This is a genomic window from Tessaracoccus lacteus (assembly GCF_029917005.1).
Lineage (GTDB): Bacteria > Actinomycetota > Actinomycetes > Propionibacteriales > Propionibacteriaceae > Arachnia > Arachnia lactea.
The window spans coordinates 917,265-932,960 of sequence record NZ_CP123967.1 but is presented as its reverse complement, the minus strand read 5'-3'; the positions used below and the strand labels follow the sequence as shown (position 1 = coordinate 932,960).

Sequence of the window (15,696 nt, the reverse complement as noted above, 5' to 3'; positions counted from 1 at the left end):
CTACAGGTCCAGGTCGATGTCGTCGACGCTCCCCGCCGGGGTGCGGTCGCCGCGTGCGCGTGCCTCACGTTCGACGGAAGTGAGTTCACCGACGCTGAGCGTAAGGTGGTAATCACGTCGCGGGTTGAAGTCCTCGAACTGGTCGACGCGGTCGAGCACGTCGGCGACGAGCTTCTTGAGGAACAGCCGTGGCGCGACGCCGGTGCGGCCGCCGAGCTCTCCCCCGACCGCGGCCGCGAGGTCGCGCACGTACGCGTCGTCGACGAGGGCCCGCACCCGGTCGGGAGCCTCCGCGCCGTCGGCGAAGATGTCGCGGACACGGCTGCCCAGTTCGAGCAGCGAGTCGGCGGTGAACCCGGTCAGCCGGATCTGCGTCGCACGCGGGTTGTCGAACCTCGCGTCGGTCGTGAAATCGGTCTGGAGCCGCTGCGCGAGCGGCGCGAGCCGCTGCACGCCCTGTTGCCCGTCGTAGAACGCGGGCGTCCCGGTCAGGACCAGGTAGAGCCCCGGGAAGCGTCCGCCGTCGATCTCGTCCATGAGTTGCCGCAGCGCGTTGAGCGACTTCTCGCGCACGTCGCTGCGCATCCGCTGCAGCGTCTCGACCTCGTCGAGCACGACGACGAGTCCGGCGTAGTCCGAGTCGCGCAGCACGGTCAGCAGTCCCTGCAGGAAACCGAGTGCGCCGAAGTGGTCGAGGCCGCCGCGGACTCCGGCGGCGCGCTTGACGGAGGCCGCGACGTGCGGCTGCCCGCCGAGCCACGCCAGCAGCCCGTCGGCCTGGGCGGTGTCACATGCCTGCTGCGCGAGCCGGTACTGGCGCAGCACTGCGGCGAAGGCCGGCGCCTCCTTCGAGACGTTCGACAAACGTCGTTGCAGAAGCTCCAGCGTCGCGTCCGGCCCCGACGAGGCACCGTCGCCGGCGTCGCCGTCCAGGATGTAGAACCACCCGTCGACGACGTCGCGCAGCGCACCCGATTGGCTCGTCGACGTCGACAGGTTCTCGGTGATGCGTCGGTAGACGGTCTCAAGCTTGTGTAGCGGCGTCTCGGTCTCGCTGATCTGCACCTCAGCGGTCGCGAAGCCGTCCTTCTTGGCACGTTCGGTCAGCCAGCGCGAGAAGAACGTCTTGCCGGAGCCGTATTCGCCGCGCACGGCCTTGAAGCCGGCCCCGCCTGCCGCGACGCTGCTCAACTCGTCATCGATGGCGTTCTCGAACCTCCTGAGACCGACGGCCAGCACGTCGAGCCCCTGGCTGGGCACGGTACCCCGCCGCAACGCATCGATGATGTCCTTGCGCCGTCGTGGGCTGAGGCCTGCCATCAGGTGGTCACCTCAAACTGTTCGCGCAGCAGCTTCTCGTCCAACCGGATCGTCTTCCCGTCGGTGTCCAACTCGACGACGCTGTACCCGTCGACGTTCAGCAGTCGTTTGACGGCCGCGAAGATCTGCCCGAACTGCCCCGCCGCGATGCCTGCCGCGGCGGCGATCGTGTCCTGGTGCGCCCGGTTGCCCCGCTCGACCAGCGCCCGCACCACAGCGGCGGTCTTCGCATCGGCGAGCGCGTGGCGGCCCGCCCTGCGCTTCTGCTCCCTGAACGTGTCGGACGCGAGCATCGCCTCGACCAGCCCCACCTGCGCAACGGGCGCGTCGGAGGGCGCATCGACCTCGAACAGCGCGTCGGGGCCCGAGGGCGCGGGCCTCTGCGGCTTCGGCTTCTGGCGCGGGACAGCCTCGACAGGTGTTGCCAGCCGGATCGGATCGTTCCACCACAGCGGCACCTGCGGGGCGGCCTGCTCCCAACCGGGGGCGCCATTGGTGACGGTCGCGCCCTGGAACACCAACACGGGGATCGTCAACTCTGCAAGGCTCGCCCCGCCGTGGTAGCCGCTGTGGCGCGGCCCGTAGCGTGCGTCGTCGCGCCACAACAGCACGGCCTGGTCGCCGGGTGCCACGACCCGTTCTCCGGACACCAGCACCTCCCCCTCGACGACGGCGTCGGTCCCGACAGACCTCCACCGGGAATCGGCGCCGGGGACGCTGAGCGCCTCTGTGCCCCGCTCGACCACATGCCCGTGGTCGGACGTCAGGATGATGGCGCGACCAGCGGACGCAGCCGCGTCCAGCAGCGCCCGCAGTGGCTGAAGTGAGTTCAGGTCCCAGTTCCACGCCGAGGTGTCGTTCTTGTGGGTCGCGTCATCGATCGCGTTGATGACGACCCCCACCACCGGCACAGCGTGGTCCTGCACGGCTTCGCTCACATCGGCTGGCAGCGCGGCGCCGCCCTGGGACCGCAGGTCGTTCTTGTGGAACAGCCGCGCGTCCCGGAATCGCTTCGCGAGTCCCCGCTTCTCGTCGTCGAGGGCACCGCTCTGCACCTGGCCGCAGAACAGCGAGGTGCGCGAGATGGCGGTCAGCGACGGCAGCGCCGCCACAACCCCCTGACGCCCGTGCGTCTCTGCGGGCACCCATTCGATGAGGCCGAGCCTGGCGACCTCGGCTGCGAGCGACGTCGCGATGGCCCCGCTCATGCCGTCGAGCACCACCAACAGGGCGCCGCCCCTACGTCGCCACGGGGCGACGACGTCGGCGAGGAGCCGTTCGACTCCGATCGCACCCTCGACGTCGGGCGCATTGACCTGCCGGAGCCTCGATGCCGCGATCCGGTCGCGCTCGCCCCGACGCTCCCGCACCCGGCGCAGGAGTTCCCCGTAGGCATGCGTCACGTCGGGGTCGGTGGATCCGTGCCACACTGCGCCGACGGCGGCGTCAACCCAGGCGCCGTCGCTCAGTTGCCGCTGCAGGTCGGCGCCGAGCGACGGGGTGGGTGCTTCGTCGGTGGCGAGCCAGCGGTGCAGCCGCACGGCCATGGTCGGTGCCTGCGATGTGCCTGCGTCGCGGTGTTCGGCCACGCGCGCAAGCGCGTCCTCGACCGCCTGGTCGTCGCCGTCCGTCAGCGCATCTGCCAGCGCCCGGACGCGGGCGAGGTAGCCGGGTGCGAGGATCGTCGATTCCTCCGCTCCCATGGCCCAGTCGAGGTCGCCCAGCAGGGCCTTGGCCTGCTGCAGCGCGATCCCGAGTTCGGGGGCGTCATCGATTTCCAGCCGCAGCACGGCGGCCTTGGCGAACCTGGCGACGGCCTTGGCCGAGTCGACCGGCACGGGTGTGCCGCCGACGAACCGTTCGACGCGAACGCGCGCCGCGGCCTGCGCCTCGGTGGGTGCGCGCCCGTCCTCGGGCCAGAGGACGTCGAGCGCGAGGCCGACGGCAAGCGGGGTGATGTGTTCATTGCTCTGAGCGATCTGCAGAGCGAGTGCCGCGGGCTCGCCGAGCTCCGTCTCTGCCCAGCCGATCAGGTGCCCGCGCAGACCATCGTCGACGGCGACCCAGGCAGCCCGCACGTCCCGGCGGCCCAGCGAGGTCAGCAGGGTGACGTCGTCGAGCTGCGGCGTCGGACCGAGCCCGAGCACCTGCGCGAGCAGGCAGCCGACGGCGTGCCCCGCAGTCAGCACGGGTTCGGGCGAGCGCGGCCAGCCGCCGGGCGGCTGGTGGTCGAGCAGGGCGGTGGCGGCCCAGTCGAGGCGCCGCAGGTCTCTGCCGACCACGCTCGTGCCGGCGAAGAGCCTCGGCACGGCCTGCCATTCGTCAGGCAGCTGGACCTGTTGCCGGTAGGCGCGGGCGAGGACGGCATCGCCGAGGTCATCGGAGGGCCGGTCGGTGAGCACGACCGCGCGTTCGTCGTCGGCGAGGGTCTCCAGGATGTCCAGCACCGCGAGCTGCGAGACGCCGGGAAGCACGCGGACGTTCTGGTCGCCGACGCGCGCGTCACCGTGGCTCCACTCGGGGCGTGCGCGCAGCAGAAGGAGCTGCGCGTCGGTCTTCAGCAGGTCGACGGCCCACTGCTGCACCATCGCCGGCGACACGGCGACGGTGCGCACCTCGCTCACTGCCATCGCCACGAGACCTTCAGCGTCTTGCCGTCGACCGGGTGGTTCAGCTCCCCTGTCAGCTGATGCAGCAGGTCTTCCAGCCGGCGCACGTCGCTGACGTCGACGGCGTGCGTCTGGCCGATGCGGGCCTCCTCCTCGCGCCTGATCCGCTCGGCCTCGAGTCGAGCCTCCTCCCGCTGGCGCTCGAGGTCGGCCCGCTCCACGCGCAGCCTGGCCTCCTGCTCGGCGGCCTCGCGCTGTCGGCGCGCCAGATCCTCCTGCTGCCGCCGGAGCCGCTCCTGCTCTGCCTCACGCTGCGCCCGGGCCGCGGCCGCGGCGCCGTCGGAGTCGCGCGGCGCGGTGGGTCGCCGTTCGACGAGTACCGAGGTCGCCTCTGCCGCGGCCGCCTTCAACGCCTCGCCGAGGCCGGCGTGCAGCTCTTCCCGCCCTGCCGCGACCCGCAGCGTCCGCAGCGCGTGGTCTGCCACGTCACCGTCCAGATCCTCCAGCTGGTCGACCACCTGCCAGTTGGCGCCCTTGAGGCGGGCCGCCACGTCACTGGCGGAGGCCAGCGACCTGCCTAGCGGCTGCAGCTCGTCGTCGAGTTCGAACTCGCCGAGCACGCGGATCCGGTCGACGTGATCCGATGCGGTCGAGAGCGCCCAAACTAGGTCGGCCCCGCGGTGGGCAGTGGCGAGTCGGGGGCTGACGTCGCTGAGGCCGAGCACCTCCGCGTGGGCCTCCAGTTCGCTGACGAGGTCGGAGACCGCGCGGTCGAGGCCTCGGACCTTGGCGTTGAGCGCGTCACCGACCCGCTGCACCGCCGCGCTGGACAGGTGGTGCTCGTCGGCCGCCAGCCCGAACAGGGCCTTGGCGCGCGCGAGCGCCAACAGCCAGTCGTCGCCGGTGGGCAGTTCGGGTTCCAGGAGCGTGAACTCGTTCTTGAGCCCGCCGATGCCGGGCACGCCGACGCTGCCGCCGTAGTGCCGCAGCTGCCGGTCGGTGAGCGCGACCCAGGCGAGGACCAGAAGGTCCTGCGCGTCCGACGTCATCCCGATGTCCGCGAGTGCGGCGCGCAGGGTGGCGACGGTGGCATCGTCGTGTGCGATGGCCTTGGTGAACGTGTCGTGCCACGTGAAGTGCTCGGGGGCGAGGACGTAGGTCACCTCTCGGAGCGTGCCGACGCCGTACGCGTCGATCACGCGCCGCACCCTGTTGGCGGTGGGCCGGTCGATGGTGTCGAGGCGGCCGCCCTTGTTCATGGCAGAGCGCACCAGGTCCAGCACCGCGGTGAACTCGGCGCGTCGCACCTCGTCGCCGCCGCGGTCGATCCTGGGGTGCCGCGCGTAGCGCGCGTCGAGTGCGCCTCCGAGAACCGCGACGACCGCTTCGCCGAACGATGCGGCCGACGGCTTCTGCGGCGTGTAGTCGGGCGCGAGCGTGAAGAACGTGTTGCCCTCAGGCACCCGGTCGCCCAGGTGGTCGTCGGTGGCGGCGTCGATACCGTAGGCCTGCCGCAGCGCCGCGACAATCTGCTGTTTGAGCGAGTCGCGCTGGTTGGTTAGCTGCCGACGCGCGGGCTCGCGGTCGGCCACAGGCAGCACGGTGGAGTACTGGTCGAAGTGCGTCCCGGTGAGCAGGTAGTCGAGCGTGACCAGCTTGCCGATGTCGTCCATCCGCGCGGAGGTCAGGAAGTGCGGCAGCCACGCGATGGTGTCGCTCTCCCTGCGGTCCTCGCGGAGGCCGACCAGCCGCACGACGTCGTCGGCGGGCGGGTTGCCCTCGTCGTCGAACGGGAAGTCGACCACGAGCTTCCACCGCCCGTCGGCGGCGAGCAGCGCCTGGTCGGGCATGGCCCGCACGTCGCGCACGTTGCCGAAGACGACGTCGACGTCGCGCTTCTGCCCCCGCCACACGTGGCTGAGAGAGTAGTCGGCGCTGGTGAGCGCCCCGCTCGACGTGGCGCCCAGCTGTTCGGCCAGCAGCCCGCGCAGAGTCCTGCGCCGGTTCTCGTGGGTGTCCTCTGTCTGCACGCCTGCGAGCACCGCGTCGTAGTCGACGCCCGTGAGCGCGAGCGAGATGACCGGGTCCCCGGGCTGCGCGCCGATGGTGATCTCGCCGAACTCCGCGGACCAGTCCTTGGCGAGCCTGACGACCTGGCCCGCCTCCTGGCCGGGGATCATCGCGACGACGCTGCCGAAGTTGAGCGCGGCCAGCTTGGACGCGGTGAGGTCCTTCAGCGACGTCGCGCCGGGCGCGATCGCGGCCACGAGCAGCGTCTTGGCGAGCCGGTCGTCGCGTCGGAACGGGTGCGTGCGGGGCAGGCTCCTTGCGTCGGCCTCGGTCAGCCCGTGGCGGCCCAGCAGGTAGGGCCGCATCTTGGACGTGTAGAACTTGCGGGCGGCGCGGAACAGGTCCTTCATGTCGTCGGTGAGCGGCTCGGCGTCGCCGAGCACCACGACGTCGAAGAGGTCGCCGACGGGGATGACGTCGCCGACGGTCAGCTCGTCGCGGCCCTCAGAGAGCAGTTCGCTCATGATCTTCAGCGCGGTGCGTTCGCGCTGCATGATCGACGACAGCGCGATCATCGCGTCGACGAGCGCGGGAGTGAACGGGTAGACCTGTGCGAAGTCGACGGCGTTCGAGTTGGCCTCGTCGGTAAGCAGGTGCCTGAAGGCCACCGGGTTGGCCTTGACCCGGTTGACGGCGGCGGCGAGCGCGGCCGCGCCGTCGTCGCTGGTGGGGGTCAGCAGGCGCTTGTGGACGATCTCCGGCAGGTTCGCGGCCGCCAGCGGGATCTTCTCGAAGCGCCCCTCCCACCACTGGAACGAGTCGTCGAGCGCCACCTGTTCGGCCCCGACGGCGCCGCCGCCGAGGAAGTCCTTCAGGTTGCGCTGACGGGCGACAAACGAGACGAGCGGGATGGGCAGCGCTCCGATGCCGGTTTCGACCAGCTTGGCGACCTTGGAGGTCTCGGTCTGGATGAAGGCCGTGTCGCGCAGGTGGTTCGCGAGCCACAGCACCAGTTCGTCGAGGAACAGGACGATGCCGTCGTAGCCGAGGCCCTTGGCGTGCGTGGTCATGGCGAGCAGGCCGTCGGAGATGTCGAGCCAGGTGCCGGTGTTCTCGTAAGCCGGGAAGTAGGTGGCGACGAGGTCGGCGACGACGCGCTGCCGGTCGGGGTCGACCGCGGGCTTGGCGCGGGCCGCGTCGTAGAGCGCGGGCGTCAGGGTCGCGGCGAACGAGCCCCAGCCCGACGACGCCTGCCCGCCGGACCGGAACCGGGCGAAGAACGCGTCGTCGCCCAGCTGCGCGCGCAGCAGGTCGGCGTTGTCGAAGAGCGCGTCGGAGCGGTGCAACACGGGCGCGGCGGCGTCGGGATGCCGTTGCTTGACGGTCTTGAGGTAGCCGCCGAAAAGCGCCGAATCGAAGGATTCGGCGCCGATGAGGTGGTAGTCGATCGCCAGCAGCTTGCGGCCGAGCAGGCTCTGGTGCGCCGCGACCTGCGCCTGCAGCCCGGGCAGCGCCCGCGCGTGCGCGTTGCCTGCCAGCAGCAGGTGCATGACGGCGAGGTAGTGCGACTTGCCGGAGCCGAACGAGCCGTGGATGAACGCGCCTTTGGACGTGCCACTGGCCAGGGCCGCCTCGACCATGCCGAGGCCCTTCTCGAACGATCCGGCGATCGACGCGGTGATGACGTAGTCGTCGAGCGTCTGGTCGGGGGCCTCCTGCGCGCGCTGGATCTGCAGGACGAAGTCGTCGTCGTGCACGCGTCGGGGGATGTCGATCGCGTCGCGCAGCGGCAGTTGCAGGTTGGTCATCGTGAGGCCCTCCGCCCACGGGTCGGACGTGGCGGCAGCCATGCCGTCACCTGGTCACGCGTCTGGCCCATCACGGCCAGCTGGCCGTCGATGAACTGGTGCACCACCGCGTAGGCGCTCATACCGTACGTCGGGTCGATGTCGGAGTGCCACTGCTCGAGCCACGGCTCGAGCTCCACCAGGCCCGCAACGAGCGGCACGAGCGCGTCGTCGCTTGTCGCGAGCGCCTGCTGTGTCGCGTAGTCGCGGGCGAGCGCGAGGCCCTGGTCGCGGTGGTCCCAGCCTGCCCAGCCCAGCACGGGCGTCGGGTCGCCCTCGCGCGCCACACCCGGGTAGGCGATGAAGCGTTCCTTGGGCACGTCCAGCTTGCCGCGCGCCTTCCAGTACTCGTCCTTGACGAAGTCATCCTTGGAGTACTTCGGCGGCACCGGAATCGTCACGGTCTCGCCCGCGTCCTCGCGGCGCTGCAGCTCCCACACGGCCTGCCAGGCGCGGTACTTCTCGATGCCCGACGGCTTGTGGCGGTAGGCGGCCAGGAACGGCACGGCCTCGCCGGAAGCGAGCGCGCCGATGACTGCGGCCAGGTCGGGATCGGTGCTGCCGGTCAGCGCGCGGGCGAGCTCCCTGACTGGTTCGTCGGCACGCAGCAGGTCGGCCAGCTCGGCGACCGACCGCATGACGGGGCCGGCGCCGTCGCGCCAGAGGGCCGGGTCCTCGAGCCGGTCGAGCAGCGCGCCCTGCAGCGCCTGCGTGCGCTGCGACTCCCACGTCGTGGTGGCCCAGCGGCGCTTGAACTCAGGCTTCTCCAGCAGGCGGATGCTGCGGTCGCCAGCTATCAGGTCGAGGCGTCGCCGCACCAGGTCGCGGTAGTCCGCGGGCCAGGTTTCGGGTAGCTCGGTGATCGGGTTGGACCCGCGACGCTCGAACCACTTGGTCTGTTCAATGCCGTCCTCGACGCGCCTGGCCAAGTCAACCTCGAAGGCGCGTTCACCCAGAGCGACTCCGTCGATCAATGAGCCCTGGTAGGTCAGGTCATGGTCCAGGAGGCCGTATCTGCGATAGACCTCCCAATCCAACTCCTCCTGCTCAAAGACCATGCACGCTCGGATTCGCAACGATTCTGCCCGCCCGATCTGCAGCGCTTGGGCCAAAGAGCCAGCTGGGTTCGACTGCCACCGATCGATGATTGCAGCCGGCACATGACCACTCAGTTCCACGGCGAGTGCATCGAGCCTGCGAGCCCGCTCAAGCGGCAGGCTCGCGGGGAGTGGAAAGCCTGACACCTTCGTCGCGTCGTACTCGTACCTCCGCTCCCACTCCTCGCCCTTGAGAGGTTTGCCCAAGCACATGCTGTGAAGCCAGAAGCACGCCGCCGACGAGTTCAGCACGCCCAGCAGCTCCAGGTGCCGGTCCTCGGTTGCGCCCTCCGGCAGCTTGATCACCGGCGCGGTCTGCTTGAACACCTTGCCGCCGCGGTCCAGCACGAAGTGGTTGTGCGTGGCGACGAAGGCGAAGGTGATCGTCAGTGGCGTGGCGTGGCGACCAGCGAAGAACATTGCATGATCGAACCAACGCATCCCACGCTCGACAGGCCGCTGACCGAAATAGAGTCTGTTTGACAGCTTTGTCCGATACCTCCAGAACCACGCCGCCACTGGCCCATTTAGCGAAATGGGCATCCCCTCCATCGTGTTGGGAAGCAGGCTGCGGTCGGCAGATGAAACGCGATAGTCACGCACTCCCTCACCCTCCACCAGAGCCGGACTGTTCGCGAGCCAGGAAAGCCTGGAAATCACATACCGAGGCAGGATGAATACCTCGTCCTCCCCGGTAAGGTCCGTCATACCTACATCGATGCCGGTCTCTGCCAAGGTTTGCGATGCGAGATTCTCGAGATGCTCCTTCAAGTCCACTGCACCGCCGCCACTGAGTGACCACGGGTGGCCGAGCAGCACCTCGCGGTCGAGGTCGGTCACCGACACGAAGCTGCCGTCGTACCCGGGCTCACCGAGATGCCCGACGATCTCACTCCACACCAGTCCCCTGGCCGGGTCGGCGGGCTGGCCGGGCTCGCCGCGGACGCCCAGCACAGCGCGCACGCGGTCGCCGACGGGGTTGCGTCGCCGACCCACGATGATCACGGTGGGGGTACCGTGGCCTGGGATGTAGGCGCCGGAGGTATCGATCACCTGCGTGAGGTCGATCGCGACACGCTCGCGCCTATGGCCCGGGTCCTGACCGGCGAAGACGACCTCGATGAGCTTCCTGCCGAACTCGCGCTTCATGAACGAGTTGGACGTGATCTGCCCGACATAGCCAGCGCCGCGGCCCGGCCCACCCGCGATGGCCAGCCGGAAGAAGAGCTCCATGAACGGCGCGGACAGCGCGTACTTCCCCGCGGCCGAGACGTAGGTCCCGCGGTACAGCACGTTCAGCGCCTTGTCCTTGACGGTGATATAGGGCGGGTTGCCCACCACCACGTGGTACTGGCCGGGCGCGAGGATGCCGAAGTAGTCGTCGACGTCCTCAGTATCGTACGAGAACGTGAGCGCCTCGGACTCGTCATCCTGATCACCCACGAGCCTGTCCTGCGTGGACCGGCTCGGGCCGAGCAGTGAGTCACCGATCGCGAGCCGGAATCCCATCGCCGGCACGCCCACCAGCGACCGCTCACCCGCAGCCGTGAGCCCGGCGACCGTCAGCCGGAAGCGCGCGATCGCGACGGCGAACGGGTTGAGGTCCACGCCGTGGATCGACGCCATGGCGCGGCGCACGCGCTCCTTCGCGTCGAGCGCCGGGGCGGCCTCGAGCCAGGCCCGGTTCAGTCGCTCGAAGGCGCCGAGCAGGAAGTGCCCCGAGCCGCAGGCCGGGTCGATCAGCTTGAGGTCGTCCGGCCCGAACTCCGCCAACGCAGGGGTGAGCGTCTGGTCGAGGATGAACTCCTCCACGAACATGGGCGTCTGCAGCAGCGCGAACGTCTTCTTGGCGTGCTCCGAAAGGTCCTGGTAGAGGTCGCCGAGGAATCGGGTGCCCAGCTCGGGGTCGGTGAAGTCGTGCACCAGGGTGCCGTCGTCGCCCACTCGACGCCAGAACGCGATGAGCGCCGTCGCCGACTCCGGGCTGATCTCGGCGCTCCACACCGGGTTGTGCCGGGCGTCCACCAGCGCGGCGCCCGCGGGCTGCGCCGCCAGCACGGCGAAGCCCTGCTGCAGCCAGTGGCGCCGGTTGTGCGTCGGGTTGTCGCGGAAATAGGCCGTCAGGTTCTCCTCGGCGCGCTGCACGCGGTCCCCCGGCCCGGCGATCCAGCCGATCGAGGTGGGCAGACCGTCCACCTTCGCGCCCACCAGCAGGTCGTTGTCCTCACAGAACCGCAGGAACGTTGTCGCCACGATCCACGCCACAGCGGCCTGATCCACCTCGTTGTCGCGCCACGTCACCCAGGAGAAGCCGGTGCGCTCGCGGCGCAGCGCCTCGGCGTAGGTCTCCTTCAGCCGCACGCCCCACGGGTTGCCAGGATCCTCCGCGCGCGCACGCAGGTCCCCCTGGAGGAGCTTCAGCTGGGCCTTGAGGTCGGCGAGCAGCGCGGCCGAATCGATCACGGGTGAACTCCTGAGGTAGTGCCGTTGAGGTCGGGATCGGAGAGGGTCGCCAGGTCGGAGGGAAGCTCCACCCAGCCGCTGGGCCCGAGCGGCACGGGCCTACCCTCCAGCAGCGGGACGGCATGGTTGCCGAGCTTGGCCACAAGCAGCCAGCGGGCCGCCGGGCGGGGCGTGCCGACATCGAGCAGGCTCGACAGCACCGCAGACATGCCGTAGCGCACCAGCGGACCCGCGTTGACGATGAGCAGCGGACGATCGGCGGCTAGCTGCGCCTCCCACTGCGGGGTGACGGCCCGCTGCACCAGACTCTCCAGCTGCATCCAGTCGGCGCTGCCCTTCGGCCCGGCGTCGACGCCCAGCACGAACGGCCACTGCGCGCCGAACTGCGCGGCCAGCTCACGCGTCGCCGTCACCACCAGAGAAGCGACATCCACCACCTCGACGCCGAACTGATCGGCCAACTCCCTCGTCGCGGCCATGTAGCGCTTCGGCGGCGTCGTCAGCGTCAAGGCACCATGGCGACCGATCGACTCGGCGAGCCTGACGCGCGTCTCCGAGATCGCGGCCGGGGCGACCACCGTCAGCCTCGTCGATGTGTGCGCCGTCGAGCGCGCCTCGGAAGGCAACTCGTAGACGCCCGCCACATTCACGACACCCGGCAGCACCTTCGCGACGAGCGCGTCCAGACGATGCGCGTCCGGCAGCCGCACGCGCGGGAACCGTGCCTCGACGCTGCGCCGCACCGACGCCTCGCTGATGCGACGGCCCGGCTTGCCGCGCAGGGCACGCTCGACGGCCTCCTGCGGGTCGAGGTCCACCGGATACAACTCGTCAAAACCGGAGATCGCAGCCGTGGTGGACGCGGCGGCCGCCAACGTGATGAGCCCTCTGTTCGTCAGCGCCGCGAGCGGGGCTGCGTCGGCCTCCAGGATGCCGCCCAGCACCTCCATGGCCGTCGCGGACGACACGACCACGCCGCCGGCCACCAGCTGGTCGGCCTGACGGCCCAGCTCCAACGCGGCCTCGGTCAGCACTTCCGCGGACGGGAACTCCTGGCCGGTGCCGTCCGGATCGGCCGAGTCCTTCAACGCGACGACATCGGGCCGCTGCCCGATGGCCCGACGCAACTCCAGCAGCGGCTCCTCCGCGCGGGCATCGAACTCGTAGGCGGCGCGCAGCAAAGCAGCGCCCTGACGCAACCGACCCTCGCCGTTCAGCAGCGAGCCCCGCTGCCCCACCAGAGCGCTGGCCAGCGATGTCACAGTCATGACGCGACCATTCCGTGCGAGCAGGGTCGCCGCGTCATTCAGCACACTCTCGAGCTGCCGGGAGGCCGAGCCGCTCCACGCCCCGACCGCGGCGTCGAGCGCATGCGCGACGCGCTGCCTGTTCATCCGGAGTGCCTGGGCGGTGGCCCCGGTGGAGGGCCACTGGCCAGCGACGCCGTCATCGGTGAGGCTCAGCAGGCTCTCGATGATCGTCTTGTCGCCGCCGGAGAGCTTCGCCATCAACTGCTCGACGAGCCGCTCGGTGCCCATCGGCTGTTCGGACGCGAGCTCCTCGGGTGCTCTCAGGCGTTTCCGCCAGACTCTGATGCGTCCCTGGATCTCCTTGCGATACGTCTCACCCAGCCCACGGATGGAGTTGATGCGGCGAGGGTCGACACCCAGCAGGTCGCCGACCGTCGCCGCATCGAGTCGCGCGACCGCAGACAGCGCACGCGCCGACAGCCCCGAGCGCTCCACGGGGGTCTCGAGGGTCGCGGCGTCGGCCAGCTCGTCGCTGCCAGCCGCGCCCTCATCCTGCGTGTCGAGCGACACGAAAACGCCCTGCCAGGCGTCCGCCAACGACTCTGCGTTGCTGAAACGCTTCTCGGCCCTGGGGTTCAGGGCGCGTTGGAAGAGCGCGGTGAGCTGCGTGGCGACCACCGGCTCGAACATGGCGGGCTCGATGGCCGGAGCCTCTTCGGGATCGATCGGGCGGCCCGCGCCCTCGCCCCACCACGGCAGCTGCCCGGAGGCCATCTCAAAGAGGGTCGTGGAGACGGCCCACAACTCGGCGGCACGGTCGTACTTCAGGCGGCGGCCGCGGCCCAGATACGGGTCGAGATAGCTGGGTGTCCCCGAGGTCAGGTTGTCGACGCTCTCCCCCGCAAGCGAGAAGTCGAACAGCACGAGCGAAGGCCGACGCGTGCCCGGGTCGGGGGTGATGCCGAGGTTCGACGGCTTGATGTCGCGGTGGAAGACGCCGCGCTCCTCCAGGTGGATCATCGCCTCCAACAGCTGGCTGCCGTACTGCTCCAACTGCCCGACGGTGGCACGGCCCTCCTTGGCCAGGCGCGCCGCCAGGGTCTCCCGACCCGCGTCGCCCAGCAGCAGCGCGCGGCGCTCGCCCACCTGCAGCGGTCCGTCCAGCAGACGCACCACCCGACGGTTGCGGAGGGCCCGCAACGCGTCGGCCTCCCTCGCGAGTCGACGTCCGGCCGCATCCGTGCGGGCCACCTTCAGCACCAGCTCACGCTCCGGGTCGGCCGACTCGGTGTCGAACACACCGAGCGCCACGCCACTCGAACCCTCGCCGCGTCGGCCGGTGACGATGAACCGGTCGTCGATGATGTCGTCCTTCTGCGCCTCGATCGGGTCCTCGACTGGAGTCGGCTCGGCAAGCTCGCCCGCCGTCCGCGCCTCGTCGCTGGCCATCTGCAGGGCGGCCAGCACCTCGTCGATCGTGGGCTGCCGCTCCGACTCGACGGTGCGGGTGGCCTGCGCGATGACGTCGGCGACACCGTCGGGGGTGCCGGGCCACGCGGCCCGTGGGTCGAGCGCGCCCGCCTCTGACTGGCGCTGCTCCAACTCCATGATCGTCTCGGCCGGGGCCCTGCCCGCAAGGATCAGGTAGGCCAGCGCGCCGAAGCCGTACACGTCGAGCGGAATCGACGGGATGCCGTCAGCCGCATTGCGGGCCTCTGGCGCGAGCCAGATCCAGTCGTCGAGGTCCGCCACACCCAGCAGGTCGTCGATGCCGGCGCTGATCGCCGTCAGACGGGTGGTGTCACGGGTGGAACTCTTCCGCTGCGCGAGATACCAGTCGCGGATCGTCACATGCGGCAGCTCGCCGCTGATGGGCGTGACCCACACGTGTCTCGGCGACAGGGCTCGGTGGCGCAGGTGCACATGGTGGGCGAACCGCAGGATCTCGCCGAGACGGATGATCAACGCGATGCGCTGGTCGAGATCGAGCTCCGCGCCCCGTCTGGCGATGTAGGCGTCGAGCGGCACCTCGACAGGGTCGTACTCGAACACCAGCGCTGGGCCGTCGTCCGTGCGCTTGAAGTCGATGGGGACGGCAATGCCGCTGTGATGCAGGCCCTGCGTGAGCTGGAACTCGCGCTGCGCCAACTGCTCGATGCGCTGCCGATCCGCCTTCGACGCCCTCGCGGGCACGTCGTAGAGGCGGAGGCGTCGCTTGATCTCCGGCATGGCGGGAAGCTGCACCAGCACGTCCTGCCAGTCGCGGCCCTGCGCGATGGGCGCATCGTCGGCAACCTCGAAGTCGCCGACCATCCGCACCCTGGGTGCCGGCTCAAAGCCCAGCGCCTCACACAGGGCTCGAATCTGCCTGGCTCGTGTCAGGTCGATCAGGTTCCCGGTCCACCGAGGAGACTCCGCCAGATGCTGCGACAACGTGCGCAGCCTCGGCGCCGAACCCACGTTGTATCCGTCGAGCGTAAGAACCCCGACGTCGCCAGGCTTGGCGATCTCGAGCGTGCTGCCCTCGCCATGCATGACGACCAGCGCCTCGATGTGCGGAAGAGCCTTGCGGGCGGCATCGTTCGGTGCCACGTCCTTCAGAAGGCTCTTGAGCCACTTGGCCTTCCGGTCGGCGAGTATCCGCGGATTCTCGACGCTGCGCCCGTTGTGATCCCACCGGGCAGCGTTGCCCCTGATCTGGCCATGCCAGCCCTTGAGCTCCACCAGAAACATGCCGTATCGGGTCATCAGCAGCACGTCGACCTCGGCGGTGCGCCCCTGCTCGCTGATGAACGTAAGATTGGCCCAGGCCGTGGCGATGCCGTCGTCAGGAAGAAGGGCACGCACGGCGTCGAGCGCGGCCTGCTCTGCGGGCGACGCGGCAGGGCCCATGACCTTCCAGAGCGGGGAATCGGGCTTCACGAGAGCCCCTCGGGCAGGGCAGGTCGCAACCCGATAACGCGCGGCAACCTCGACCACATCACACAGGAACCATAGCGAGAAGCGCGCTACTTGTGGATCGGGGGTGACACTCTCGTCGTGGCCGCGGGACACCGAGGCACTGGCGTGGTACATGTGCCCCAGCCGGGGGTGAGTCCCT

The 15,696-nt window shown here is 70.0% G+C and carries 5 protein-coding genes; all 5 read right to left on the bottom strand.

Going from position 1 to position 15,696, the window contains the following annotated elements; all coding sequences use genetic code 11:
- From brxD to pglW, 5 genes are read right to left on the bottom strand one after another with little or no spacing between them, the layout of a single operon-like run.
- Positions 1-1,320 carry a BREX system ATP-binding protein BrxD gene (gene brxD, locus QH948_RS04205; protein WP_281145640.1) on the bottom strand — a complete coding sequence of 440 codons (1,320 nt, stop codon included), beginning with the start codon at positions 1,318-1,320 and terminating at the stop codon, positions 1-3.
- Positions 1,320-3,950 (bottom strand): BREX-2 system phosphatase PglZ, encoded by a 2,631-nt coding sequence (gene pglZ, locus QH948_RS04200; protein ID WP_281145639.1) that lies wholly within the window; start codon positions 3,948-3,950, stop codon positions 1,320-1,322. Before pglZ ends, brxD begins: the two co-directional genes overlap by 1 nt.
- Complete coding sequence (locus QH948_RS04195; protein ID WP_281145638.1) at positions 3,941-7,789, bottom strand: DUF6079 family protein; 3,849 nt, start codon at positions 7,787-7,789, stop codon at positions 3,941-3,943. The genes pglZ and QH948_RS04195 overlap by 10 nt, the downstream gene beginning before the upstream one ends.
- Complete coding sequence (pglX, locus tag QH948_RS04190; RefSeq protein ID WP_281145637.1) at positions 7,744-11,346, bottom strand: BREX-2 system adenine-specific DNA-methyltransferase PglX; 3,603 nt, start codon at positions 11,344-11,346, stop codon at positions 7,744-7,746. The genes QH948_RS04195 and pglX overlap by 46 nt, the downstream gene beginning before the upstream one ends.
- Positions 11,343-15,518, bottom strand: coding sequence for a BREX system serine/threonine kinase PglW (gene pglW, locus QH948_RS04185; protein ID WP_281145636.1), 4,176 nt, complete (start codon positions 15,516-15,518; stop codon positions 11,343-11,345). Before pglW ends, pglX begins: the two co-directional genes overlap by 4 nt.
- Between the last annotated feature and the right edge of the window lie 178 nt (positions 15,519-15,696).

Coding starts and splice junctions, on each gene's coding strand:
- pglZ (WP_281145639.1), bottom strand. CDS start 3,950: ATGGCAGTGAGCGAGGTGCGCACCGTCGCCGTGTCGCCGGCGATGGTG.
- QH948_RS04195 (WP_281145638.1), bottom strand. CDS start 7,789: ATGGCTGCCGCCACGTCCGACCCGTGGGCGGAGGGCCTCACGATGACC.
- brxD (WP_281145640.1), bottom strand. CDS start 1,320: ATGGCAGGCCTCAGCCCACGACGGCGCAAGGACATCATCGATGCGTTG.